General features: G+C 65.5%; 26 protein-coding genes. 14 read left to right on the top strand and 12 right to left on the bottom strand.

From position 1 onward, the window contains the following. Nucleotides 1–57: 57 nt before the first annotated feature. The gene (locus KM295_RS03260) at nucleotides 58–441 is read right to left on the bottom strand and encodes a VOC family protein (RefSeq protein WP_256028433.1); all 384 of its coding nucleotides are present in this window, start codon (nucleotides 439–441) and stop codon (nucleotides 58–60) included. A gap of 138 nt (nucleotides 442–579) precedes the next feature. Between KM295_RS03260 and KM295_RS03265 the strand changes: the two genes are divergently transcribed. Continuing rightward, the gene (locus KM295_RS03265; RefSeq protein ID WP_256028434.1) at nucleotides 580–1599 is read left to right on the top strand and encodes a phosphoribosylaminoimidazolesuccinocarboxamide synthase; all 1020 of its coding nucleotides are present in this window, start codon (nucleotides 580–582) and stop codon (nucleotides 1597–1599) included. Nucleotides 1600–1613: 14 nt separating this feature from the next. Here KM295_RS03265 and KM295_RS03270 read toward each other — a convergent pair whose 3' ends face one another. Further along, nucleotides 1614–2573: a formyltetrahydrofolate deformylase gene (locus KM295_RS03270; protein ID WP_418904736.1), complete on the bottom strand. Its 960-nt coding sequence runs from the start codon at nucleotides 2571–2573 to the stop codon at nucleotides 1614–1616. Nucleotides 2574–2834: 261 nt separating this feature from the next. Here KM295_RS03270 and KM295_RS03275 point away from each other — a divergent pair, with 261 nt between their 5' ends. Continuing rightward, complete coding sequence (locus KM295_RS03275; RefSeq protein ID WP_256028436.1) at nucleotides 2835–3497, top strand: DUF7093 family protein; 663 nt, start codon at nucleotides 2835–2837, stop codon at nucleotides 3495–3497. 6 nt (nucleotides 3498–3503) lie between these two features. Here the strand turns inward: KM295_RS03275 and KM295_RS03280 are convergent, their stop codons facing one another. Then, nucleotides 3504–4799, bottom strand: a complete 1296-nt coding sequence (locus tag KM295_RS03280) for an outer membrane protein assembly factor BamB family protein (protein ID WP_256028437.1) — start codon at nucleotides 4797–4799, stop codon at nucleotides 3504–3506. 138 nt (nucleotides 4800–4937) lie between these two features. On the opposite strand from KM295_RS03280, the gene purS reads away from it, so the two are divergent. Both purS and purQ read left to right on the top strand, forming a co-directional pair. Next, on the top strand, nucleotides 4938–5189 hold the full coding sequence (gene purS / locus KM295_RS03285) for a phosphoribosylformylglycinamidine synthase subunit PurS (RefSeq protein WP_256028438.1): 252 nt from the start codon (nucleotides 4938–4940) through the stop codon (nucleotides 5187–5189). A gap of 115 nt (nucleotides 5190–5304) precedes the next feature. Further along, the gene (gene purQ, locus KM295_RS03290; RefSeq protein WP_256028439.1) at nucleotides 5305–5979 is read left to right on the top strand and encodes a phosphoribosylformylglycinamidine synthase I; all 675 of its coding nucleotides are present in this window, start codon (nucleotides 5305–5307) and stop codon (nucleotides 5977–5979) included. Nucleotides 5980–5999: 20 nt separating this feature from the next. On the opposite strand, the gene KM295_RS03295 is transcribed toward purQ, so the two are convergent. From KM295_RS03295 to KM295_RS03305, 3 genes are all read right to left on the bottom strand, one after another. Continuing rightward, nucleotides 6000–7469 carry an MATE family efflux transporter gene (locus tag KM295_RS03295; protein WP_256028440.1) on the bottom strand — a complete coding sequence of 490 codons (1470 nt, stop codon included), beginning with the start codon at nucleotides 7467–7469 and terminating at the stop codon, nucleotides 6000–6002. Nucleotides 7470–7606: 137 nt separating this feature from the next. Further along, complete coding sequence (locus KM295_RS03300) at nucleotides 7607–8713, bottom strand: archaeosine biosynthesis radical SAM protein RaSEA (RefSeq protein ID WP_256028441.1); 1107 nt, start codon at nucleotides 8711–8713, stop codon at nucleotides 7607–7609. Nucleotides 8714–8835: 122 nt separating this feature from the next. Further along, on the bottom strand, nucleotides 8836–9231 hold the full coding sequence (locus KM295_RS03305) for a VanZ family protein (protein ID WP_256028442.1): 396 nt from the start codon (nucleotides 9229–9231) through the stop codon (nucleotides 8836–8838). A gap of 144 nt (nucleotides 9232–9375) precedes the next feature. Here KM295_RS03305 and KM295_RS03310 point away from each other — a divergent pair, with 144 nt between their 5' ends. Then, a complete protein-coding gene (locus tag KM295_RS03310) occupies nucleotides 9376–11316 on the top strand; it encodes an aldehyde ferredoxin oxidoreductase family protein (RefSeq protein WP_256028443.1) in 1941 nt (646 codons plus the stop codon). 20 nt (nucleotides 11317–11336) lie between these two features. Here KM295_RS03310 and KM295_RS03315 read toward each other — a convergent pair whose 3' ends face one another. The 3 genes from KM295_RS03315 to KM295_RS03325 form a co-directional block, all read right to left on the bottom strand. Next, the gene (locus KM295_RS03315; protein ID WP_256028444.1) at nucleotides 11337–12452 is read right to left on the bottom strand and encodes a hypothetical protein; all 1116 of its coding nucleotides are present in this window, start codon (nucleotides 12450–12452) and stop codon (nucleotides 11337–11339) included. A gap of 76 nt (nucleotides 12453–12528) precedes the next feature. Further along, on the bottom strand, nucleotides 12529–12807 hold the full coding sequence (locus tag KM295_RS03320) for a ubiquitin-like small modifier protein 1 (protein ID WP_256028445.1): 279 nt from the start codon (nucleotides 12805–12807) through the stop codon (nucleotides 12529–12531). A gap of 69 nt (nucleotides 12808–12876) precedes the next feature. Continuing rightward, entirely contained in the window at nucleotides 12877–13188 is a 312-nt protein-coding gene (locus tag KM295_RS03325) for a hypothetical protein (protein WP_256028446.1), read from the bottom strand. A gap of 106 nt (nucleotides 13189–13294) precedes the next feature. Here KM295_RS03325 and tgtA point away from each other — a divergent pair, with 106 nt between their 5' ends. The 7 genes from tgtA (at nucleotide 13295) to KM295_RS03360 (ending at nucleotide 19053) form a co-directional block, all read left to right on the top strand. Next, complete coding sequence (gene tgtA / locus KM295_RS03330) at nucleotides 13295–14770, top strand: tRNA guanosine(15) transglycosylase TgtA (protein WP_256028447.1); 1476 nt, start codon at nucleotides 13295–13297, stop codon at nucleotides 14768–14770. Nucleotides 14771–14827: 57 nt separating this feature from the next. Further along, a complete protein-coding gene (locus KM295_RS03335; RefSeq protein WP_256028448.1) occupies nucleotides 14828–15847 on the top strand; it encodes a DHH family phosphoesterase in 1020 nt (339 codons plus the stop codon). A gap of 80 nt (nucleotides 15848–15927) precedes the next feature. After that, complete coding sequence (arcS, locus tag KM295_RS03340) at nucleotides 15928–17679, top strand: archaeosine synthase subunit alpha (protein ID WP_256028449.1); 1752 nt, start codon at nucleotides 15928–15930, stop codon at nucleotides 17677–17679. A gap of 63 nt (nucleotides 17680–17742) precedes the next feature. After that, entirely contained in the window at nucleotides 17743–18129 is a 387-nt protein-coding gene (locus tag KM295_RS03345) for a DUF7971 family protein (protein WP_256028450.1), read from the top strand. Further along, nucleotides 18126–18428, top strand: a complete 303-nt coding sequence (locus tag KM295_RS03350) for a ubiquitin-like small modifier protein 1 (RefSeq protein WP_256028451.1) — start codon at nucleotides 18126–18128, stop codon at nucleotides 18426–18428. Before KM295_RS03345 ends, KM295_RS03350 begins: the two co-directional genes overlap by 4 nt. Continuing rightward, nucleotides 18429–18695, top strand: coding sequence for a MoaD-like domain-containing protein (locus tag KM295_RS03355; RefSeq protein WP_256028452.1), 267 nt, complete (start codon nucleotides 18429–18431; stop codon nucleotides 18693–18695). Further along, on the top strand, nucleotides 18688–19053 hold the full coding sequence (locus KM295_RS03360; protein ID WP_256028453.1) for a DUF8048 family protein: 366 nt from the start codon (nucleotides 18688–18690) through the stop codon (nucleotides 19051–19053). The genes KM295_RS03355 and KM295_RS03360 overlap by 8 nt, the downstream gene beginning before the upstream one ends. Nucleotides 19054–19094: 41 nt before the next feature. On the opposite strand, the gene KM295_RS03365 is transcribed toward KM295_RS03360, so the two are convergent. Both KM295_RS03365 and gatD read right to left on the bottom strand, forming a co-directional pair. After that, nucleotides 19095–20300: an enolase C-terminal domain-like protein gene (locus KM295_RS03365; protein ID WP_256028454.1), complete on the bottom strand. Its 1206-nt coding sequence runs from the start codon at nucleotides 20298–20300 to the stop codon at nucleotides 19095–19097. A gap of 116 nt (nucleotides 20301–20416) precedes the next feature. Then, entirely contained in the window at nucleotides 20417–21661 is a 1245-nt protein-coding gene (gene gatD, locus KM295_RS03370) for a Glu-tRNA(Gln) amidotransferase subunit GatD (protein ID WP_256028455.1), read from the bottom strand. Between the two features lie 177 nt (nucleotides 21662–21838). On the opposite strand from gatD, the gene KM295_RS03375 reads away from it, so the two are divergent. Both KM295_RS03375 and KM295_RS03380 read left to right on the top strand, forming a co-directional pair. Then, on the top strand, nucleotides 21839–23056 hold the full coding sequence (locus KM295_RS03375; protein WP_256028456.1) for an FtsZ/tubulin family protein: 1218 nt from the start codon (nucleotides 21839–21841) through the stop codon (nucleotides 23054–23056). Between the two features lie 210 nt (nucleotides 23057–23266). Beyond that, nucleotides 23267–24223, top strand: a complete 957-nt coding sequence (locus KM295_RS03380; RefSeq protein ID WP_256028457.1) for a TMEM198/TM7SF3 family protein — start codon at nucleotides 23267–23269, stop codon at nucleotides 24221–24223. A 129-nt stretch (nucleotides 24224–24352) separates the two neighbouring features. Here KM295_RS03380 and KM295_RS03385 read toward each other — a convergent pair whose 3' ends face one another. Further along, entirely contained in the window at nucleotides 24353–25096 is a 744-nt protein-coding gene (locus tag KM295_RS03385; protein WP_256028458.1) for a haloacid dehalogenase type II, read from the bottom strand. Between the last annotated feature and the right edge of the window lie 196 nt (nucleotides 25097–25292).

Raw genomic sequence — 25292 nt, forward strand, 5'->3', positions numbered from 1 at the left:
CCGTCCGGGAGCCGGATCGGGAGGCGACCCCATAAGTCGACTCTCGAGACCCTGGCCTCAGGTACCGTCGTACGTCGCGATCTCGACGAGGTTGTCGTCGGGATCCCGGAGATACACCGACGTGATCGGGCCGACGGCGCCGGTCTGACCGGTCGGCCCCTCGAGGATCTCGACACCACGATCGCGGAGGCGCTCTTCGACGGCCTCGATCGGTGTCTCTGTCATCAGACAGAAGTCGCCGCCGCCGACCGTCGGCTCGCCGGCGACGAGATCGATGTCGTTGTCGACCGGGTGGAGGTTGATCTTCTGGTCGCCGAACCGGATCGCCGTCCGGCCGTCGCCGAACGTCACGATCTCGGCGCCCAGTTCTTCGTAGAACGCACACGTCGTCTCGACGTCTTCGACGGTAAGGACGAAGTGGTCGATGCCGGTGAACTCCATGGCTTCCGTTCGGCGTGTCGCTACAAAACCTCCCGGGCGAACGCGTCGGTCCGGCCGCTTTCGGAGGGCTGAGCCGGGTCGACGGCACGGTAGCCACGATAGAAACGCCTTTCCGGCCACACGGATTCAACGTCGATAATGACCAGCGTCAAGCAGTTCCGGGTCGAGGAACCGGCGACCGCCGACGACCTCGGAACGGGTGCGTTCGTCTTCACCGACGATTACTCGGTGTTCGACTGGGGGAAGATGCCCGACGCCATCCCGAACAAGGGCGCATCGCTGTGTGCGATGGGGGCGGCCAACTTCGAGGCGCTCGAGGCCGCCGGAATCCCGACCCACTATCGCGGCGTCATCGGCGGCGGCGAGGTCGTCGATCTCGGCTCGGTCGCGTCGCCGCCCCGCGAGATGTCGATCGATCTGACGCGGGTTCCGGAGCTCCCCCACGAGGGCCGTGAGTACGATTACACCGCCTACCACGCCGCAGCCGGCGAGAACTACCTGATCCCACTGGAGATCGTCTTCCGGAACACCGTCCCCGTCGGATCGTCGCTCCGGTCGCGGGCCGATCCTGATGCGTTCGGTCTCGGGTACGACGGGTGGCCCGACGAGGCCATCGATCTCCCCGAACCGGTCGTGGAGTTTTCGACCAAATACGAGGAATCGGACCGGTATCTCTCCCGGGAGAACGCCGACTACATCGCCGGCGACGCCGACGTCGACACCCTCGAAGAGATCGCCCGCGACGTCAACGAGCTCGTCACCGAGAAGGCGGCCGAGGCCGGCCTGAAACACGAAGACGGGAAGATCGAGTGTCTCTACTACGAGGGCGAGATCCGGGTCGCGGACGTCGTCGGTACCTTCGACGAGAACCGGTTTTCCTACGAGGGCCGACAGCTCTCGAAGGAGGTCCTAAGACAGTACCACAAGCGGACCCAGCCCGAGTGGGCCGAGGCGGTTTCGGCGGCGAAAACGGAGGCGAAAGCGGAGGATGTCGCCGACTGGCGGGAACTCTGTGCGACCGATCCCGAGCCGCTCGAGGACCACGTCATCGACGCGGTTCGGGACATGTACACCGCGGGCACGAACGCCTACCTCGATCGGGAACTCTTCGACGCACCGCCGCTTTCGGCGGCCGTCGAGGCGGTCGAAGAACTGTAGCTTCCCTATCCGGATTAGTCGTCAGGCTCGGCGACCGCCTCGCCGAGGCCGTCGATCGGCCGGTCGGGCAACAGCCCCGAGACCGAGTCCGGCAATCCGAACCGGTACTCGTCGGCGTCGGCGTCGTCCCGAAGCTCCGTCCGCCCGTGATAGACGGAGACCGCCTTATCGAGGTGGAGCCGGACGGCCTCCAGGATCGCTTCGGCCTCGAGCGGCTGGCCGCGACGTTCGATCTCTTCGACGGTCGTGCCCGGGGGCACGTCGAACGCCCGCTGGGTGATGATCGGCCCCTGATCCAGATCCGTCGTCACGTAGTGGGCGGTCACCCCGGCGATGCGGACGCCCTCGTCTCTGGCCTGCCGGTAGGCCTCGGCGCCGGGGAAGGCGGGCAACAGTGAGGGGTGGACGTTGATGATCCGGTCCTCGTACCGGAAGACGACGTTCGGGCTGAGGATCCGCATATAACGTGCCAGGACGATGAGATCGGTGTCGTACTCCGCCAGGAGATCCAGCAGCCGCTCCTCGTCGGGGTTGCCCTTCTCGTCGCCGATGTCGTGAAAGTCGACCCCGTAGTGTTCGGCGAGCGGTTCGAGGTCGTCGTGGTTGCCGATGATGACGCTGATGTCGGCCCCCAACTCGCCGTCGGCCCACGCCTCGAAGAGCGCCTCGAGACAGTGTGACTCTTTGGTGACGAGGACGGCGATCGTCCGGGTTTCGCGGTCGGCGGGGAACCGGACCTGGATGTCGACGCCGAGTTCCTCGCCGAGCCCCGAGAGCGCCTCGCGCAGCTCCGCCTGCGAACACGTCATCTCGGCGGTATCGACGGTCATCGTCATCCGGAAGACCCGGTCGCGGACCGCCTGATCGAGGTCCTCGATGTTGATGTCGCGCTCGAAGAGCAGCGTCGTGACGCGGGCGATGAGACCCGTATCGTCCTCGCCGACGACGGTGATCTCGGTGTACTCTCTGCTCACGGTCGCCACCTCCGGGGGATCGACGGGGAATCCATACGTCCCTCTGGGGGTGGCGCTCTCAAAAGGGCGACGTTCCGTCCCGGGATCCGGCGGGCAGGGTCCGGGGTGGCTTCGATCATCGCCTAATATCAGATTATTGTAACTATCCCGTTCGCTATTAATCCGGACAGATAGCCGTCAGACGTGCGTATGACGGCCGGGCGCGGCGAGCGGTCGAACCGGCATCGGGATTTTTGTATCAGTCCGCCCACACTCGGGATAATGGGGCTCAGCTGTCTGTTCGGGCACGACTTCGGCGACCCGACACACCGGGAGGAGCGGGAACGACACGGCGAGGAGGTCGTTTTGACGAGGCGGAACGTCGAGACGTGTCGACACTGTGGGACCGAACGAGTCCTCGCCGAGAACACCGTGGTGATGCAACACGACGCGGCACGGAACCCGTCCGATCCCGAACGGTCCAGCGCGGATCCGGCGGCCGGGACCGACGAGGCCGAACCGCCGACCCGCGACGTCGGGGACGCGGCCGGGAAACGGACGCGGGATGGGGGCGGGACGGTCGCGTCCGCGTCGGCCACCACCGACGGCGTCGAGGTCGGAAGCGGGGGGGAAGGCGGGGACGAGCCGCCGGTCACCGACGACGCGGTGATCCTCACCGACGGGAGCACCGAGGAGCGCAGCCCGACGGAGTGGCCGGATTTCGCGGGAGGAGATACGCGAACCGGACAGTCCCCGGCCGCGGACGACGGCCAACCCCCGGGGACGGCGGACGGGAACTCGGACGGCACGGGATTCGAGACCACACACGATCGCCCGAAACTGCGCTGTGAGAACTGCGCCACGGCGTGGGATCCGATGTCGTCGCTGCTCGCCGGCGATCTCTGTCCGAACTGTCGTATAACGTATCTCACCGACGGGTCGTGAGCCCGATCACCGGAGCATGTGTAGTCGGTCGGCGGCGTGTTCGGCGCCCTCCCCGGTGCGGTCGTACTCGAGCGTCCGGGCGATCGCCCGCCCGTCGGCGAAGACCGGTGCCCGGTTGAGCTGGTGCTCGAAGGTGTGGGCGGCGGTGGGCTCGCCGGTCTCGAGGTCGGCGGCGACGACCGTGTCTACGGCCCCGCTTTCGGTCCGGCGACCGTAGGCCCGATCGCCGGCGACGACCGGCGCCCCGGAGAAGACTGCCTCGCGCCAGCGAAGCTGTCCGTCCGGGTCGAACGTGCGGACGTCGCTCCCGACGACAGTGACTCCCTCCTCCCGGACGGCGAGGGGCGAACTCAGCCCTCCCTCGACCGAGCGTGTCCAGCGACGCTCGCCAGACGCGGCGTCCAGAACGGTGAGGCTCACGACACGGGGCTCGGACGGACCTCCACGCTGATCGACAGCCAGCACGTACACAGACTCCCCGAGGGCCGCCACCCCTTCCACGTAGCGGACGTCGCCGACGGCCGACCTCCAGGCGACCCCGTTGGTGTCGAAGGCGACGACCTCCGTCTGGAAGTAACTGTTCTCCCGGTCCGCGTCGTACCGTGCGAAGGGGACGAACACCCGGCCGCCGCTGACGGCCGGTCGGCCGGTTGGCGTCCGATCGGAGAGCCAGCGCCCGCCCGGCCACCCGACCGGATGGAGTCGGCCGACGGTTTCGCCGCTGCCGTCGATCGCGACGACCGACCCGTGACGGACGGACGCAAAGACCGTCGCCTCCGTGACGGCGACGGCGGTGATCCGCTCGGCGTCGAAACGCCAGGCGATCGAGCCGTCCGTCCCGACGGCACAGAGTCGCTGTTCGCCGGCGGCGTCTGTCCGGTCGCCGACGACGTAGACGCGATCGCCGACCGCGGCGACGATCCGGGCTCGACGCAGGCCGTCGAGTTCGTAGCGCCACTCCCGGTCGCCGGTGTCGGCGTCGTAGGCCAGCACGCGACTGTGGACGGTGTCACCACGATCCGTCGCGACGGTGAGGACTGTCCCCTCGAGGACGAGGGGTCGATCGAGGCGGGCCTCGACCCGTCGGCTCCACCGTTCGGTCAGCGAGTCGGGGCCATCGGGGGCCGCGTTGGTGTTGCCTGGGTCGTGAAACTGGTGAGGCCAGTCGCTCCGGACGCCAAGATCGGCAGGGATCGAGTAGCTCTCTCCGAGGCCGCTACAGCCGGCGAGCCCGACCGCCAGCGCCGTACATCCGGCGAGAAGTGTGCGTCTGTTCGTGGAGGAGGACGAACGCGGGAACACACCGAGTGGATATCGCGACCCGCTCATAGTTCTTTGGAGATATCCCCCGGCGATCCCGGTTCGAACCGCCGTATACACGAACGTGTATACTGTAGGGAACCCACAACCGTTTTCACGCACGAACACGCCGGGATAGATATGACCGCCTACACCGCGACCGTCACCGTTCGGCTCAAGGGTGGCGTGCTCGACCCCGAGGCCGAGACCACGAAGCAGGCGCTCGAACGGCTCGGGTTCGAACTGGAGGATCTGCGGTCGGCCGACCGCTTCGAGGTCGATCTGGAGGCCGACGACGCAGGGGCCGCCGAAGCACAGGCGACCGAGATGGCCGATCGGCTGCTCGCGAACCCGACGATCCACGACTACGACGTCGAGGTCACGGAGGCGTAGATGACTCCGATATCGACTGCATATCTGGCGACGCCCGGCTCACCCACGGGGGGCTCGCTGTGACCGTCGCAGTCACAACGACCGCAACGCCCGGCTCACCCACGGGGGGCTCGCTGTGACCGTTGCGGTCGTTCGCTTCGGTGGATCCAACTGCGACCGCGATGCCGTCCGTGCGCTCGAACATCTCGGGATCGACGCCGAGATCGTCTGGCACAGGGACGGCCTCACCGGTGACGAGACCGGGATCGTCATTCCCGGCGGCTTCTCGTACGGCGATTACCTCCGGGCCGGCGCGATGGCTGCCCGGACGCCGATCCTCGACGAGGTGTGGGCGGCCGCCGAGGCTGGCACGCCCGTTCTCGGCGTCTGCAACGGCGCCCAGATCGGCTCGGAGGGCGGGCTCACCCCCGGCGCGTTCACGACCAACGAGAGCGCCCGCTTCCAGTGTGAGCCGGTCCACCTCCGGGTTGAGAACCCCGACACGCCCTGGACGGCGGCCTTCGAGGAAGGCGAGATCATCGAGGTGCCGATCGCACACGGCGAGGGGCGATTCGAGATCACCGACGACCGACTCGAGGAACTCCGGACGGACGATCGGGTGCTCTTCCGGTACTGTGACGCCGAGGGGGACGTCACCCGGGCGGCCAACCCCAACGGCTCGAAGGACAACGTCGCCGGCGTCCTCGGTGCGGACGACCACGTCGCTGTGTTGATGCCCCACCCCGAGCGGGCGTCGTTGCCCGACATCGGACCGACGGACGGTCAGGGTGTGTTGCGGGCCTTCGAGTAGTCGAAACCGCCGCGGTCGATTCAGGTGGGGGTGGAACCGCTGTCGTCGATCACACGCCCAGTCCAGGTTCCCCGCAAGAAGTAGCCGCCGACGAGAAGCGCCATCAGCAGGTTCGCGATCGCTTCGCCGTACCAGATACCGGTCGCCTCCAGTCCGCCCGGGACCGCGAGAGCGTAGGCGAAGACGGACCGGAACACGATGAAGCCGACGAAGGCGAAGACCATCGCCATCCGGGTGTTGCCGCTACCGCGGTATCCACCCTGAAAGACGTAGAAGACGCCCAAAAAGACGTACGACGAGCCGACGATTCGGAGATACCCGCCGCCGATATCCGTGACGATCGCCGCCCCCGTCCCGTCGATGAATACCCCGATGATCGGATCGGCCAAGAGGTAGATCCCGACGCTGAAAAGCGAGAGCGCGCCGGCGATGAGCCCGACGGCGGCGATCACACCCCGCCTGGCGCGGTCGACGTATCCGGCACCGAGGTTCTGGCCGACGACGGTCTCGACCCCGCGTGCGACTCCCAGTGCCGGCAGGACGACGATCGAGGTGATCCGCGATCCGATCCCGTAGGCTGCGACGGCGTCCGAGCCGGCGATGGCGACGAGAGCGGTCAGGATCGTCACGCTCAAGGCGCTCGTCGAGATCTCGATGCTCGCCGGCGCGCCGATCCGGAAGAGATCACGCACGGTCCCGAACCGCGGCCTGAAATCGGACAACGAGAGCTCGATCCCGACCGAACCCGACAGGAGCAGCCAGATCCCGATGACAGCGCCGATCCCCCGCGAGAGGATCGTCGCGAACGCCGCTCCCTGAACGCCGAACCCCTCGAACCCCGTGAGCCCGTACAGCGTCGTCTCGACGCCTGCCAGGCCGGTCCACGCGAAGACCACGTTGTCCTGAAACCCGAGGATGAAAAACGGATCGAGAAGCACGTTCAGCGCGACGCCGAACGTCATGAGATAGAGCGGCGTTCTCGTGTCGCCCCAGCCCTGAAGCAGCGACTGGAAGACGAAGAAGCCGAACACGAACGGGATACCGACGAACATCGTCCGTGTGTACTCGAGGGCCAGCCGGTACGCTTTCGAGCCGGGGGTAGCACCGACCAACTCCAGGAGCGTCGGGGCGAGTGCGAACCCCACAATCGAGAACAACACCGAGACGCCGACGACGACAGAGACGGTCTGGCCGGCGACGTGGCTGACACGCTCGAGTCGTCCCGCGCCCTTGTTCTGTGCCACGAGGACCGTCCCGGCGACGGAAAAGCCGAGCGAGAGGCTGATGATCAAAAAGACGATCGCCCACGAGAACGACAGCGCCGCGACGGCCGGCTGGCCGAGCCGGCCGACCCAGAACGTATCGGCCAGATTGTAGCCGACCTGCAACAGGTTCGTGAGGACGATCGGGATCGACAGGACGATCAACGGCCGTATCAAAGCGCCGTCGGTAACATTGACTGCGCGGTCCGGCGCCGTCGTCCGGCTCATTCAGCGGTCCCGTGTCCGGCGAGTACCCGCGCCGTACAGCGCCGGTGGCTGTCGGAGGTATCTGTCGCGAGGCGGGGAGGGCTCACGTCGAATGGGTGGTCAGTCACTTATGTGAACGATCCTATTACCAGCGACCGTCATCGGACCAGCGGCTGGTTGTACGCCGTCTCCTCGCGCATGACGTACTCCCAGGTCGACTCACACGCACACGAGACTTCCTCGAAGACCGACGGGTCCTGTCGGAGGTCGAAGTCCTTGATCGCCCGCTGGACGAGGTCGTCACACTCCCCGCAGTTGTGCGGGCCGCGATCGGAGCCGTGCCCGACCGGATCGGAGACCACGAGCGCGTCGACGTCGGCCGTCGACTCGAGCACGTCACAGATCGACCACAGCCAGGGCGGCCGGAAGCCGCCGTCGTGGTACAGTTCCTCGACCATCGTGTGTCGCTGGACGTTACAGGGGTTCATCGAAACCGTATGACACCCCTCGACGGCGGCACACCCCCGGATCGACTGCTTCATGTCGGCGACGGCGTCGGGTTCGGCGAGGAAGGGTGGCTTCATCAACAGATAGGCCTTCACGCCCGCGACCGGTTCGCCCGTTTCCCCCGTCTCGGCGCCCGCCGTCCGGGCCTCGGCGCAGGCGTTCTCGAAGTCCGCGAAGTCGAAGTACTTGTTGACGGCGTCGTGTCTGACGCGGTCGGTCGCTGTCTCGAGACCGATCGCGACGTCGGTCTCGAGGCCGCGATCGAGGAAGTCCGCGAGTTTCCCCCGGTCGACGAAATCCGGCAACGATTCGACGACGATCCGCTCTCTGTCGGCGAACGTTTCGGCGATCGCCGCCCGCGTCTCGGCGGGGATTTCCCGCTCGTCGAGGAAAGAGCCGGACGTGTAGATCTTGACGATTTCGGCCGGTTTCTCGGCGTTTTCGGCCTCGTGTCCCAGACAGTGCTCGATCTGCGTCATGAGGTTCTCGTGGCCGACGCTGCCGCCCTCGACCGATTCGGCGACGTACCCACACATCGTACAGCCGCCGGCACGGGCCCACCGACAGCCGCCGGTGTTGAGGATGATCGTCAGCGACTGTCGGACGCCGTCGGGGGTGTTGTCCTCGTCGAGCCACACCCGGGTCGGCTCGGTCGGCTCGTAACTCTCGTCGTTGCGCGCCCGGATCTCGCGCATCACCTCGTTGTGGGCGTCCATCCCCCGTCCCGACTCGTAGCTTTCGGGTGTCGGCTGACTCATTAAACGAGTTAGCCGACGAGTCCCTAAATCCGTGTCGGATCGGGTGGTGGCAGTGTGTCCCGCCGATTCCCTGTCGGTTGATCCGCGTTCGCCCCGATTCCCTGTCGGTTGAGCCCCTCCGGTTATCCGCCGCGCGCGATGCCGAACCACGGCGAGACGAGCCACCACAGCGTGGCTCCCAGGGCGGCACCGACGGCGTTCGTGGCCGCGTCGGAAGCTGCCATCGTCCGGTACGGGATCGTGCCCTGCAACAGTTCGATCGCCGCCCCATACAGTGTCACGAGGGCGGCGACGGCGAGCAGCGTCCGGCGCTCCGCCGACGCCAGCGCGTATCCAGACACGGCGGCGAGTCCGGCGTACGCGAGTACGTGAAGATAGGTGGTGAACCCGATCCCGAGGAGCGTCCTCGGGAGTCCCCCGCCCGGATCGACGATCGACGCGAGGAGGACGGCGAGCGCCAGACAGACGATGCCGGCGTACCGAAGGGGACGCGGGACGGTCGGGAGTGTAAACGACACGGTGGTACCTACGGGAGCCCGCACTTCAGCACCCCGGTCGCCGCCCGGATTCCCTGTCGAATCCCGTATGTAACCATTTTTTGTTACATCATGGTGGGAACTATTACGACGATGGAAACCAACTAGCTAGTGTTGAATATTACCATGACAGATCTAGGTGGTTTCCACGACCGCGTCGCTCGAGTCGACCTCTCGAGCGGGGACGTACAGCACGAATCGATCGACGACGAAGACGCAAAAAAGTACATCGGCGCGCGCGGCCTCGGCGTCAAATACGTCTTCGATCAGGGTCCCGACGTCGACCCCGAAGGCCCCGAGAACCTCCTTGCGTTCATGAACGGGCCGCTCACGGGTACCCAGGTCACCATGAGCGGTCGTATCGCAGTGTGTACGAAATCGCCGCTGACGGGGACGGTAACCGATTCCCACCACGGCGGCTGGTCGGGCGCACGCCTCAAATGGGCCGGCTTCGACGGCTTGCTGTTCGAGGGACAGGCCGACTCGCCCGTCTACGCCCTCGTCGAGGACGGCGAAATCGAACTCCGGGACGCCTCCCACCTCTGGGGTGAAGGTGTCCAGAGCGCCTGCGAGACCATCGAGGACGAACTCGACGGCGCCTACGGCAAGAACCTCTCCTTTATGGGGATCGGGCCGGCCGGCGAAAACGGCGTCAAATACGCCTGCATCGTAAACGAGGACGACCGGGCCTCCGGCCGGGGCGGCACCGGCTGTGTGATGGGCTCGAAGAACCTCAAAGCGGTCGTCGTCAGGGCCTCGACCGACATGCCGAAACCGGCCGACCCCGAGACGTTCAAGAAGGGCCACAAACAGGCCATGGAGGTCATCCAGGAGTCGGACGTCACCGCCCCCAACGAAGGCGGGCTATCGATGTACGGGACGAACGTCCTGATGAACGTCTCCGAGGAAATGGACGGTCTGCCGACCCGAAACGGCCGATACACCTCGACGGAGAGCGAGGCAACCGAGTCCCCAGACGAGCCGAACATCGACGCCGAGAACGTCTCCGGGGAGAACGTCCGCGAGAACATCCTCGTCGACGAACCGACCTGTCACTCCTGTCCGGTCGCCTGCAAGAAGGAAGTCGAGGTCGACGTGACCCACAAGGGCGAGGATATGAACGTCCGGATGGAGTCCTACGAGTACGAGTCCGCCTGGGCGCTGGGTCCGAACTCGATGAACGACGACCGCGACAAGATCGCGGTGATGATCGACCGCTGTAACGACATGGGTATGGACACCATCGATACGGGCAACATGCTCGCGATGGCCATGGAGATGACCGAGGACGGCAAACTGGACGACCTCGGCGACGGGATCGAGTGGGGCGACGCCGAGACGATGGTCGACATGATCGAGCGCATCGGGCGCCGCGAGGACGACCTCGCTGATCTGCTCGCGGAGGGCGCCGACCGCATCGCCGACCGACGCGACGCCCACGACAACTCCCTGGCGGTCAAGGGCCAGACGATCCCGGCCTACGATCCCCGGTGTATGAAGGGAATGGCGATCGCGTACGCCACTTCCAACCGTGGGGCGTGTCACCTTCGGGGGTACACCCCGGCGGCGGAGATCCTCGGTATCCCCGAGAAGGTCGATCCCGTCGAGTGGGAGGGCAAGGGCGAACTCGCCGCCACCTTCCAGGACATGCACGCGATCTCGGATAGCTTCGATATCTGCAAGTTCAACGCCTTCGCCGAGGGCGTCGAGGAGTACGTCCTGCAGTACAACGGCATGACGGGTCTGGACGTGACCGAAGACGACCTGATGACTACCGGCGAGCGGATCTGGACCCTCGAACGCTACTACAACAACCTCGCCGGCTTCGACGGGTCGGACGACGACCTCCCCGAACGGTTCGTCGAGGGTTCCGAGGACGCGATCCCCGGACAGGGCGGCATAGAGGGCGAACTCGCCGAACTCGATAAGATGAAAGAGGAGTACTACGACGTCCGCGGCTGGGTCGACGGCGTGGTGCCCGACGAGAAGCTCGACGAACTCGACATCGATGTCGGGCCGGGAACGGGCGTCTCCGCTGGCGATTCGGCCGCACCCGCCGACGACTGAGCGTCGGCCCGTCCACTACTTTATAACCGGAGATCGAACGCCACAGCGACGGCGCCGTCGGTGATCCCGAAGAAGGCGAACCGATAGCGGCCGGCGGCGAGATCCGGACAGACCTCGGCGTGGTCATGGAACGTGTCCGCGGTGATCCCCGCTTCGGTCAACCCGAGCGACCACTCGAAGCCCTTGCCGGGCGGGTGTTCGACCGCGTCGTCTTCGTATCCGAAGTGCTGATCCTCGCCGGCGACCCGGAGGTCCTGCCAGCCGTCCCCGGTGTACGCCTGAACGTTGTATTTCGCGCTGTTGCCCGTATAGACGGACTCGTCTGTGACGTTCGTCAGTTCGATCCGAGTGGTATCGCCGTACTCGTAGGCGGTGTCATCGATCCGGAGCCCGAGGGCCACCCGGCCCTCGTGCCAGAAGTTGCCCCACCGCAAATTCTCGCTGTCGAAGGCCTGCGGGTGACGGTGGACGTTCGAGCGCCCACACTCGAGCGGTTCGAGCGGATCGGCTTCGGCTTCCGGGCGGATCGACCCCTCGAGCGAGCCCAGGTTAGGATCGAGCGGGTCGTCGACTGTCGCGGATATCGTCGCCGTCTCGTCCCATCCGTCGGTCATCTCGACGGCGGCCGAATCAGCCGGCGCTGTCCCGGCCTCGAAACTGATTCGCACGACAGCCGAGGGATAGGTGAGGACTTCCGCACACGCCGTCCCGTCCTCGCCCGTGTCGACGACTGTCGCCTCCGCCCGGAGTTCGCCCGCTACGGGACGGACGTTCGAGACGTCGAGGCGATCGTGGCAGGCGTCCGGTCCCACCGACTCCGCGATTAACAGCCGCTCGCGCTCGTAGTCGAGATCGGCCAGGAAGTCCTCGAACTCGTCGCGTCGTTCCCCGGCGTCGTACTGATCGAACACGGCACGTTCTCGCGCTTCGCTGTCGACGAGGACAGCCCGACCGACAGTATCCGCCCCGTCCCGGACGGGGCTCCCACTGTGAGTCACGAAGGGCCGGTTATCCACGCCGGCGATCGCGTCCGCCGACCCGTCTTCTCCCGGTTCCGTCGGATCGGAACAGCCGGCAAGCGTCGTGACGGCGCCCAGCCCGGCAAGCCGGAGAAACGTACGTCTCTGCGGGCTCATATCCGACAGGAGGTATCGAGCGGATGTGTCCCTTGTGGTACGTCAAACGGCCGTTTGACGCTTATGCGTCGGTTTCCTATCCGCCGCTGACCGGCGGGAACATCGCCAGTTCATCGCCCGCTTCCAGTTCGGTCTCGAAGCCGTCGTCGGCGACGAAGGGGTTCTCGTCGTTTCGTAACACGCGGATGTGATCCCGCAGCTCGCCGTCCTCGTCGAGCACTTCGGGTTCGAGGTCGGGGTGTGCCTCCAGAAGCTGTTCGAGGGCGTCGCCGAACGTGTCGCCAGGCCCCGCCTCGACCGCGACACGCTTGGTGCCGGCGGTTTCGGCGAGGTTGGCGAACAGTCGCCATTCCATACAGAACGATAGGCGGGTAGCCGACTTATACGATTCGCAGGAGGCGGGCCAAAGAACGGCGCCGACGCGTTACTGTGACCCTTTACAGCCGCCGCGGAGCCGGCTGCACTCCTTGCTTCGACCCTCCACACAGAGGTCCGTCCCCGCGTACTCCTCGGCGACGACCGTCTCGAGTATCTCGAGTTCGCGCTCGCCGTAGGTGTCGTTCGCGATGAAGTAGGGCCCGAGCCGCTGTTCGACGATCCGTCGGCCACAGAGCCCCTCCGCTTTGAGCTTTCGGACGGCCTCTCTGAGTTCCGCCTCCGTGGGTTCGTCGCCGAAATCGAAATCCGCACCGCGGCCCGTCGACAGTTGCTCGAAGAGCCCCTTCGTGTCAATCATCTATATAATAAACGGGGGCGTACTGGAATAAACTCCCCGCCGAACATGTTCCCCCTCGCGCGCTATCCAATCGGCTTATCCCTCCGGACGCCGTCGGTTCGTCCCGATGCGTGAGATCTTCGAGCTCCGGGACGGCGACGGCGCGGGTCGTATCGGCGAGTTGACCGTCCCACGGGCCGGCGTGACCGTCGAGACGCCGGCGCTTTTGCCCGTGATAAATCCCCACCTCCGGACGATCGAGCCAGCGACGCTGGAGGCCGAGTTCGACGCGGAGATACTCATCACGAACGGCTATATCCTCTACGGGAGCGAGCAGTTCCGCGAACGAGCCCTCGAGGAGGGGCTCGCCGAACTGTTCGATTTCTCGGGCGCGATCATGACCGACTCGGGTTCGTTTCAGCTCTCCGAGTACGGCGAAATCTCGGTGACTAACGCCGAAATCCTGCGGTTTCAGCGCGATATCGGCTCGGACATCGGGACGCCGATCGACGTCCCGACGCCGCCCGACGCCGCCCGCGAGCGGGCCGAAGCCGAACTCGAAACGACCCGGTCCCGCCTGGAGGCCGCCGAGGCGGTCGATACGGGCGAGATGCTCGTCAACGCCCCGATCCAGGGATCGACCTACCCCGACCTTCGGGAGAACGCAGCAAGGGATGCCTACGGGACGGACCTCGACGTCTTTCCGGTCGGCGCCGTCGTCCCGCTGATGAACGGCTACCGGTACGCCGAAATGATCGAGGTCGTCCGGGCGGCCAAACGTGGCCTCGGCGCGGACGCGCCGGTTCACCTCTTCGGGGCCGGCCATCCGATGATGTTTGCGCTGGCGGTCGCCGCCGGCTGTGATCTGTTCGATTCGGCCGCCTACGCGCTGTACGCCCGGGACGGACGGTACCTGACCGTCGCCGGGACCGACCACCTCGAGGATCTCGAGTACTTCCCGTGTTCCTGTCCCGTCTGTATCGAACACACACCGGAGACGCTCCGGGCGTGTGAGGACGACCGTCGCGAGGAACTGCTCGCCAGACACAACCTCCACGTCAGCTACCGCGAACTCCGGACGGTCAAACAGGCGATCCGGGAGGGCAACCTCTTCGAGTTGGTCGAGCGCCGCGCCCGGAGTCACCCGGCGATGGTCGACGGCTACCGGGCGCTCCTCGACGACGCGGCCGGACTCGAACGCCACGATCCCGTCTCGAAGGGGACCTTCTTTCATCTCTCCGCGGACTCGGCGCGGCGCCCGGAGGTCACACGGTATCACGATCGGCTCTCGCGGCTGTCCGTGTCCGGCGACCGCGTACTGCTGTCGGCGGGCGAGGACAACAGCCGCTTCGACGAGACCTGGCGGCTCCGGACACCCTTCGGCCCCGTCCCGCCGGCGCTGTCAGAGAGCTATCCGCTGACCGCCGAGCGGCCGGAACGGCTCGACCGGACGGCCTACGAGGCGGCGGCGGCGGGCGTGCGCCGGCTCGTCGAGGCGAACCCCGATGTCGAGTTCGCCCTCGCCCACTGGCGGTGGCCCGACTCCGCGCTCGATGCGATACCCGGGCGGGTCGACGTGCTGGAACTCGGCGTCGAGCAGTGATCCGACGGTCGGGAAACCACGGCGATTCCTAAGTGGTTCCCGACCGTACACCCGATAATGGACGACGCCGACAGTCTCTATGAGATTCTCACGGAAGGCGACGAGCTGACCATCGTCTGTCACAACAACCCCGATCCGGACTGTCTGGCGAGCGCGTTTGCTCTCGGGCGGATCGCGGCCGCGGCCGGCATCGACGAGCGGCGGATCCTCTACAGCGGCGACATCTCCCACCAGCAGAACCGGGCGTTCGTCAACTTGCTCGAGATCGACCTCCAGCCGTTCGAGGTCGAAACGGTACAGGATCGGCCGGCGGGATCGTTGCTCGCGTTCGTCGATCACTCGATCCCCGGCGCGAACAACCGGGTACCGGAGGGAATACGGCTGGATATCGTGATCGATCATCACCCTGCCGAGGGGATCGACGCCCGCTTCGTCGATCACCGCGAGGAGTTGGGGGCGGCGGCGACGATCCTCGCCGAGTACGTCCGCGAACTCGATGTCGAACTCGACAGCGTGCTCGCGACGGCGCTTTTGTTCGCGATCCGACGGGAGACGCTCAACTTCCTGCGTGGGGCGACGCGGGCGGAGTACGACGCGGCGGGCTATCTCCACGACCACGCCGATCGAGAGCTGTTACGAAAGCTCTCGACGCCGTCGGTCACCGGCAAAACGCTCGATGCGATCGCGACGGCGATCAGAAACCGCGAGACGAGTTCGTCGGTGCTCATATCCCACGTCGGGCGGACGACCGAACGCGATGCGCTCCCGCAGGCCGCCGACTACCTCGCGACGCTCGAGGGGGTCGAAACGGTCATCGTTTTCGGGATCGTCGGCGACTCCATCCATTTCAGTGCCCGGTCGCCGGATCCACGGATCCACGTCGGGAACGTGCTCAAAGCGGCGTTCGAGGACGTCGGAAGCGCCGGCGGCCACCACGACATGGCCGGCGGAGAGATCCCGCTCGGGATCTTCGCCGAGTACACGACCGACGACGAGCAGTTGCTCGGGATCGTCGAACAGGTCATTACCGTCCGGCTCACGGCGGAACTCGGTCTTTCCGAGGATACCGAAGAGTAAAGCAGACACGGGATTTCGGGGGGAGGGGGTGCCGCTCACGAACCGACGGACAGTTACTTCGCCGGCGAGCAGGGGTTGGTATGACGGAGTACTTCGAGGTCGGCGACCGCGATGGGGCCGCACGCCGGGGAACGTTGCGGCTCGCCGAGCCGGTTTCGACGCCGGCGGTCGTCGACGACGCCCTCGCCGACGCCGGCAGCCGCTGGCACGAGTCACAGTCGGTTCCCGACGGCGACGAATCGGAACTGACGGTACTACCACACCGGGCGCTCCCGCCGGGAACCGAGCCGCCGGTCGAGGAGGCTTTCGCCGTCGAGTATCCCGCCGTCGAGTATCCGAGCGCTGCCGTCGTCTCCCCGGGGACGGCCGACGATCACGGGGCCGACGCGTACGTGCTGTCGAACGCGGGCGGCTACGCGGGCCACGCCGAGGCGTTCGTCGAGGCGGTGCTGTCGGTCCGGGAGGCGGTCCCCGACGACACCGCGCTGTACTGTCCGGCGGTCGCGACGCCGGCCAACGTCGCGACGCTCGTGTATGCGGGCGTCGATCTCGTTGACGAGAAACGCGCCAGAGCGCGGGGGCTGGAGGGGTTTTACCTCACGACCGACGGCGAGGCGTTCCTCGAGGACCTCGAGGAACTTCCGTGTCCGTGTCCGGCCTGCCGGGAGCCGATCGACTCGTTCGACCAGACCGACTGCGCCGAACACAACGTCGCCGCCCTCCGGGCGGAGCTCTCCCGCGTCCGGGGCCGGATCAGCCGGGGGCGGCTCAGGGATTACATCGAGGGCCAGGCTCGACACGAGGCGTGGCTGACTGCCGTCTTCCGGCGGCTCGATCAGCAGTACAGCTACATCGAGGAGCGAACGCCCGTCTTCCGGCGGAACGAACTGCTCGCCGCGACGGACGACTCGCTCCGTCGGCCCGAGATTCAGTGCTTCGCCGACCGGGTGACGAGCCGGTACCGGCGTCGGCTCGAGGGGCCGCTGGTACTCTTGCCCTGTTCGGCCAGAAAACCCTACAGCGAATCTCAGAGCCACGAGCAGTTCAGCCGGGCGATCGGCTACCGGGGGCATATGGTCTCGATGACCTCGCCGATCGGCGTCGTCCCGAACGAGTTGGAGACCACGTATCCGGCCCAGCACTACGACAGCGTCGTGACCGGCCGGTGGACCGAAACCGAGATCGAGTTCGTCGCAAGCGTCCTCGAGCGGTACCTCGGGCGGGCCGACTACGACAGACACATCGCCCACGTCCCCGACGACTACCGCGAGATCTGCGAGCGGGTCGAGGACCGAGCAGGCGTCGAGTTCGAGCACACCGTCGTCGATCACCCGACGACCGACGAGTCACTCGCCGCCCTCGACGCCGCCCTCGAGGGCGAAGACAGCTACTACAAGAGCGAACGCGAGGCGGCGACAGTGCGGGCGATCGCGGACTTCCAGTTCGGCGACGGCGCGGGCGATGCGGTGTTCGGCCCCGACGCGACGACCGAGGGGTACTACCCGAAACTGCGGGTCCGAGACGGCGACGGCGAGCACCTGGCGACGATGGTTCCCCAGTACGGTACGCTCTCGTTGACCCTCGCCGGCGGTCGCACGTGGCGTGCGAGCAGCGCCGAAACGAAGACTGTCGTGATCGACGGCTTCGTGCCGAGCGGAAGCGTCCTCGCGCCGGGGGTTGTCGATGCCGACGACTCGATCCGGCCGGGCGATGAGGTCCTCTTCGAGGGGCCGAAGGCGGTCGGCGTCGGGCGGGCGGCCTGCCACGGCCGGGCGATGGTCGAATCGACACGCGGCGTCGCGGTCGACGTCAGACACTGTGAGGAGCGATAGCCCGAAGGCGCCGTTGCCGCCCGTGCCGATCACCTTTTTATTTATGGCGCGTCAGTTGTCCGTATGGACGATATCGAACTCGGTGTCCCGAAGCCGCTCCTCGAGTCGCTCCCGGAGGACGGCGACGGCGCCCGACAGGACATGCAGCGCGCCGTCGAGGGATACAACGCACGGCTAGAGCGTGCCATGGAGGCGGCCGACGACGACAGCGAGGCCGCGACCCGCGTCCTCGATCTCATCGAACACTTCGAGGACCGCATCGAGCGGTTCCACGGCTTCGTTCCCGAACTGCGCGCGTGGGGCCAATCGCCGATCTTCGCGATCGCCTGGCGGAACCTCTATGCGGACCTGATCGAACAGCTCTATGGCCACGAGTGGCTGGCGGCCCAGCTGGACCGCGAGCGGAACGCCCGTCTCGTCGAGGACGGTATCCGGCTTTCCGACGTATGACCGAAAACGACGTCGGGGTCGAAATCGATCTCCGGTTCTTCGCGAACTTCCGAACCGCGGTCGGACAGAAGGAAATCGTTCGGACGTTCGAACCGGGCGTGACCGTCGGCGACGTCCTTGCCGGCCTCGAATCGGAATTTCCCGAACTCGCCGGCGATACCCTCGACGAGGACGGGGAAATCAAACCGCAGCTGTCGGTGCTGAAGAACGGCCGCGAGGTCGTCCACATGGACGGGACGGCGACCGCCCTCGAGGACGGGGACCGACTGAGCGTGTTCCCGCCGGTCGCGGGGGGATAAATGGAGGAGACACGGGAGTTCCGCGGCATCTCGAAACGGCTGGCCGCGAACTACCTCGAGAACCTCGGCGGCGAGCGGATCGACGAGGCCGGCGACCGGATCGAGGGCGACGGCTGGACGGCCGAACTCACCGAGCGGACGGTGAACCCGGTCCCCGGCACCAGCCTCTCACTCAACGAGGTACGGGTCGAGTTCAGCGGCGAGGCGGAATCGCTCCGCCCGCTCATCGACCGGTTCGCCCAGAAGGCCATGCGTGCCGGTGGCTGACGTGTCCGGCGGACCGCTCGACGGCAACGCCCTGGTGCTCGCGGCCGCCCAGGCGTCGGTGCCCGGCGAGCGGCTCCCCGACCTCGTCGATCGGGCGCAGGCCTACCTCGAGTCGCGGCTCGAGGAGTACCGCCGTCGGTACGAACGGATCCACGCCGACGGGACGGCGACCGTGTTTTTCGTCGAGGCGGGCCACTGGGAATCGGTCGGGGCGGATCTCGACCTCGAACCCCGAGAGTGGAAGGCGCTGCGGCGCGTCCACGCCGAACACCTCAAACGGCTCGGGGGCGAACTCGGTCGGCGCGAGGAGTTCGAAACCGCTCTCGAACTCCGCGAGGCCGTCGTCGTGGGGACGTAACGGCCGGAGCGATCCGGCCGGGATCTACCGTCGAAAGCGGGCTACCCGCCGAACTCGAGTTCGGTCTCGGATTCGACCTTCGAGTCGTCGATCCGGATCCCCATCCCCGGATCGTCCGGGACCGGAACCGTCCCGTTTTCGGGCTCGACGGGGTCCTCGAAGAAGAACTGGGTCACCGCGTTCAGCCGGGGGAGATATTCGACCTGCGGACAGACCGTCGGTGACTGGGCGGCGGTGACCTGCACGTTGGTCGGGACCGAGAACCCATGGATCACGACGGGGATATCGTGAACCGAACAGAGCGTACAGATCTTGTCCAGTTCGCTGACCCCGCCCGCCCAGTAGGTATCCGGCTGTGCGACGTCGATCGCGTTTCGGCTCAGGAGTTCCTGGAACCCCCATCGGGTGTATTCGTGTTCGCCGCCGGCGATCGGGAAGTCGGCCGCCTCGCGGACGTCGGCGTACGAGTCGATGATGTCCGGCGAGACGGGCTCTTCGAGCCAGGCCGGATCGTAGCGAGCGAGCCGATCGACCATCTCCAGGGCGTAGGATCGCCCCCAACTCATCCAGCAATCGAACATCAGGTCGTGGTCGTCGCCGGCTCCCTCGCGGGCCGCTTCGGCCAGCGCGATGTTTTTCCGTTTGCCTTCCTCGCCCGATCCCGGTCCGTGCTGGAAGAACCACTTCTGTGCGGAATAGCCACGCTCTTCGATGTCGGCGGCCCGTTCGCGTACGGCCGTGGGGTCGGTATCGTACAGGAACATCGAGGCGTACGCCGGTAGCTCCGTTCGGGTCGGCCCGCCGAGCAGCCTGTGAACCGGCTCCCGGTAGTGCTTTCCCTTGATGTCCCACAGCGCACAGTCGATCGTACTGATCGCCATCATCCGTTCGCCCTTGCGGCCGTCGACTTCCCGTCTGTACATCAGATCCCAGTGTTTCTCGGTCTCGAGGGGGTCTCTCCCGACGAGCAGCTCCTCAAGTTCGAGCGTGAGAAACGCGAGCGTCTCGCCGATCGGTCCCGCCAGCCCCGTGATACCGGCGTCGGTCTCGATCTCGAGGAAGACGCTCGATACCTGTATCTCGCCGCCTTCGCCCTCCGTGATCCCGATATCACCGACGCTGAATCCCGACTGGTCTCTGAATTCGTCGTAGACGTCCAGCGGCCGGGCGACCCGAGACTGGACGAAGTTATCGACACCGGAGAGCGTCCCCTCGCGTCTGACGCACCGAACGGCGGTTATCTCCATGGTCGGGGTGGACCGGAGACAGGGTTAAACGTTTGCCCCGATCCCGGAGTGGCGGTTCGTGGCGGATCCCCCCACGATCGTACGCCCCGGTCCGAAGCGGTGCCCGATCGCCCCGCCTACGTCCAGGGGACGGATCGGTCCTGGAGTTCGCCGGCGATCGAGCGTCGCATCGTGTCCGCGGGGTCCTCGGTGTGTTCGAGCGCCCACATCAGCTTGACGTACGCCGTCGCCGGGAGGGTATCGCCGGCCTCGACGACGCCCGCCTCGAGCAGGTCACGGCCCGTATCGTAGACCCGATCGCAGACACGGCCCTCGAGACACTGACTCGTCATGACGACCGTCGTCCCGTCGTCGACGAGTGCCGCGATCCGGTCGATCCAGTCGGTGTTGACGTGGCCGAGGCCGGTCCCTTCGATGACGAGGCCGGATGCGCCGTCGGCGACGTCCAGAAACGAGGCGTCGGTTCCGGGGACGAACTTGACGAGTTCGACGTCCGTCTCGAGGGCGGCCGAAAGACCGTTCGATCCCGCACCCCGTTCGGCGACGTCCCGGCGGAACGAAACCGCCCCGGAGTCCCACCCGACGCGGCCGAGCGGCTTCGCGCCGACGGTCTCGAAGGCGTCCCGGCGGGAGGTGTGGTTCTTCCGGACGCGGGTCCCGCGGTGCAGCGCACAGACGTCGTCGGATTCGGACCCGTGCATACAGACGAGGACTTCGGAGTGGTCCGCTTTCGCCGCCTCGACGGCACAGACGGCGTTCATCACGTTGTCGGAGGAGGGCCGGTCGGCCGATCGCTGGCTGCCGGTGAGGACGACGGGGACGGAGGCATCGAGCGTAAACGAGAGCGAGGCGGCGGTGTACTGCATCGTGTCGGTTCCGTGCATGACGACGACGCCGTCGGCGCCGCGTTCGATCTCCTCGTGGACGGCCGCCGCCAGGTCCTGCCAGACGGTCGGCGTCATGTTCTCCGAGAGGATGTTGGCGACGACGCGGCCCCGGTAGTTCGCCCGCCCCGCGAGTTCGGGGACGGCCCGGAGGACGTCCTCGGCGTCGAACTGGGCGGTGACGGCGCCGGTCCGGTAATCGACCGTCGAGGCGATGGTGCCGCCCGTCGAGATGAGCGCGATCGTCGGGAGGTCCTCATCGAAGGTGATCTCGGAGTCACCCTCGCCTTCGCCGCGGTCGCCGATCTCGTAGGTATCCGTTTCGAGTACCTCTACCTCGGCGTCGGCCCTGTCGATCCCGACGTTGTAGCCGCCGTCGAGTTTGACGACGAGCGTCTCGGCGCTCGAGGAGGGCAAGAGGACGCCCTCGTAGGTCGTGTCGGTTCGGTCGACGCGGACGCGATCCCCGGGGTTCATACACCGACGTATCGCGCCGTCGGACTTGAAAGGCACCCTTCCGATGCGAGCGAAATCACTTCCGTTCCCGGGTGTCCGGATTACGCGCCAATATCTTCGTGAAAATCCCGGTTTCGTGTCCTGATAGAGAGCAGTTTCGGGAAAAGCTAACGTGTAACAGTTACGAAACGGGGCACCATGAAGGTCGCAATCATCGGGATCGGACGGGCCGGTGGGAACGTCCTCGATCGGCTTCTGGAGTATGAAAAAGGACAGGAAGCGGATTTCATTCGCCACGGTCTGGCTGTAAACACCGATTCGACGGAGCTACGTAGACTGTCGACAGTCCCCGAGACAGAGCAGTTACTCCTCGGTGAGTCGGTGTTCGAAGGGATGGGGACGTTACACAACCCGGAAGCCGGACGGACGTACTTTCGGGACAGCATCGATGAGATCCTTGCGGAGACCGACAAAGTCTCGATCGGCCAAATCGATGCATTCCTCGTCATCGCCGGGCTCGGCGGCGGCACCGGGGGTGGGGGAGCACCCGTGGTCGCTTCCGCGTTGCGAGATCAGTCTGTCCGTCCGGTCTACGGCCTCGGTATCCTGCCCGGAAATGACGAAGGGGAACGCATGCGGGTGAACGCCGGTAGAACCTTGCATCCGTTCGTCGACAGCACCGATTCGGCGTTTCTCTACGACAACGACACCGCCCAACCGGGCGACGGGGAGGATCCCCCCAGTGCCCAGACATCAGTTCTCAAGCTAAATAACGAAATCACCACCCGGTTTGGGACCTTGTTGTCAGCGGACGAAGGAGACGTACAAACCGATCCGAGCAGAGGGACCGATGTTGCGGTATCCGACCTGATCGAAACGCTCGGCGGAGGTAACAAACCGGATGCGGCCAAGAGAACCGAACCGAACGACGGGGGTGGGATTACGGCGCTGGGGTATGCCGCGGAACCGCCCGTTGTAGATATCGCCCGGAGTAGTGGCGTGCTCGGTAGCGTTCTTCCGTGGCGAGTGTCCGTCTCCCAAGCGACGGATCGGATAGCCACACAGATCCGAGATCTGGTTCGTACCACCGTACGGGAAGGGATGACGCCCCCGTGTTCACTTTCGAGTGCCGAACGGGGGTTGCTGATCGTCGCTGGACCACCGGACTCGTTACCCCGCCAGGGTATTCAGGACGCCCGTATGTGGCTCGAGTCCGAGCTTGAGACGGAGACGGTGCGGGTTGGGGTAGCGAGGCGTCAGAACGCCGAGAAGATCTCGACGCTACTCGTCGCTTCCGGGGTTACGGAATCCGAGCGGATCGATGAGCTACGAGCTATCTCCTCCGATATCGAGTACTCCGACGACGTATCCGATTTTCCGAGTCTGAAAGGGATCACGGACCGCGAAGAGGGCTGATACTGACCCCACCGATCGCGGACAACAACGCCGGGGAGGGGATGGATTTAATAATTTATCATATGTTCGATCACCTAATGGATGACCCGACACGCGAAATCGAACGACTGGCAGGCCGGCGATTACGTCAGCGGTGAGATTAATCGCCTGGATGACGAAGGCCGCGGGGTGATCGGAACCGGTTCGAAGGGGGTTCGCGTTACCGGCGACGTGGAGGCCGGGAAATCGGTTATTGCGGAGATTACGTCGAGTGACGACGAGTACGTACTCGCCGAAGAAATCCCGTATTTCTCGGATACCGACGCCACGCTTTGGGTACAACAGACGGCAGACACCGACTCGACGATGGGGTGGTATCCGAAATACCCGCTCAAGAACTTGCCTCTATTGTTCCACTGCAATCTCTTCGAGGAAGCAACACTGGAAACTGCACCCCGGGTGAGCAAGGAAGAACCGCCGGTATTGTGGCGAAAACTACATTCCGTCGTCGCAACCACGGCTGGTCTTGGAATATTGCTGGTGATACTCTATCTCATCGTGACGCTACTCAGAGGATCAGTCATGTCTCAGTGGGGGGCGGCGGCCGGGCAATCACCAGTGTTCATCCTACTGTTTTTTATCGGACTCGGGCTCACGTTTGTCGGGTGGGTGGTCTTCGAATACCTGATCTGGCTCTCCGGAGCGATTCTCGGCGGCGCGATGGGTATCACGGTCGGTGGGGCGCTGTCGCTTCGACTCGGCCTGAGTGGCGGGCAAGGGCTATTATTGAGTTGGCTGATGATGGGCGGCGGCGCTAGCCTCGTCGGTGGGCTGTTCGTGTTGTTACACCGTTTCGCGATCATGCTCGGTGCGTTCTTTGCAGTCGCATCGCCGCTCGCGTTTTTGTTGACCGGCGGAGCGATCGCCAGCGGTGAGGTCGCTTTGACATCGGTTTGGCTCATACTGCCCGTCCTCGTTGCGATCGGTTTCGGAATCGTCGCCGCGATTCTCACCTGGGTGGTGTACAAACTCGCCATAATACTAGTGACGAGTTTCTTCGGCGCGGCATATCTGGTCTATCTCCCGCTTCTCGCACAGACCGGGGAGATCGGGTTCAGCTTCCAGTTCGTAATCGTCTTCCTCGCCGGGGCGGGCGTACAAGCGTTCTTCGGCTTTGCCGGTGATTGAGCGAGTGATTCTCCGAGCAACCGAAGGCTGAGTTTTATAACAAGTACGGAGCGAAGATCGACGGCTTCAGCCGTCGAAAGATCTTAAAACAGCTTGGAACGATTTTTTATCAGTTGAATAGAAGGTTACTCAGACGATCGACGGGGCGTCGAGACGTTCCGCGAGATCGACGAAGTCGTCGGCCACGATGTCGTAGGCGGAGTCGTCCGGCTTTTCGGCGCTTTCGGCCGCTTCCGGGCCGTACTCCAGCGGCCGGTGGACGTAGGCGGTACGGAGCCCCGCCTCGCGGCTCGCATCGAGGTCCCCTTCGTGTGCGGCGACCATCATGACTCGGTCGGGCTCGAGATCCAGGATATCGACCGCGGTCAGGTACGCCTCCTCGTCCGGCTTGTAATGGCCGGAGAGTTCCGCCGAGAGGATCAGATCCCAGGGTATCCCGGCCCGCTTGGCCATGTTCGTGAGAAGGCGGACGTGACCGTTCGAGAGCGGTGAGATCACGTAGTGTGGCTTGAGTCGGCTGAGACCGGGGATCGCGTCCGGCCAGGGGTCGAGCCGGTGCCAGGATCGGTTGAGGTGTTCGATCTCCGCGTCGGTCAGTCCCTCGACGCCGAACCGATCGAGCAGCCCCTCGAGCGACTCACGGTGGAGCGCATCGAGGTTCCGCCAGGGGATCTCTCCCTGCCGGACCCGGCCCAGGGAGGGCTGGTACTCCTCGCGCCAGGCGTCGGCGAACGACGCCCAATCGACCTCGACGTTTCCGTCCGTGGCTCGGCCGAGCTTTTCGCCCTCGCGGATGACGCCGCTGCGCCAGTCCACGACCGTCCCGAACACGTCGAAGACCAGCGCCTTCACCTCAACGTCCGGAGCCGTCATCGGGAGCCGCCCCCCGGAAACCGGAGTCGGTCGGTGCCGATGCGTTTCGGACCCCTCCGGCGGGAGGGGCTGCCACGCGGATTCATACCGGACAGTGCGCGAAGACGGTCTTTATTCTTTGGTTGGGTCGTGAACCAACCCTCTCTATGATAACTCATTTATTTTATTAAATAATACATGGAAGTAGAAGTAATAT

The sequence above is a fragment of the Natronomonas aquatica genome, from assembly GCF_024449025.1.
Classification (GTDB): Archaea; Halobacteriota; Halobacteria; order Halobacteriales; family Haloarculaceae; genus Natronomonas; species Natronomonas aquatica.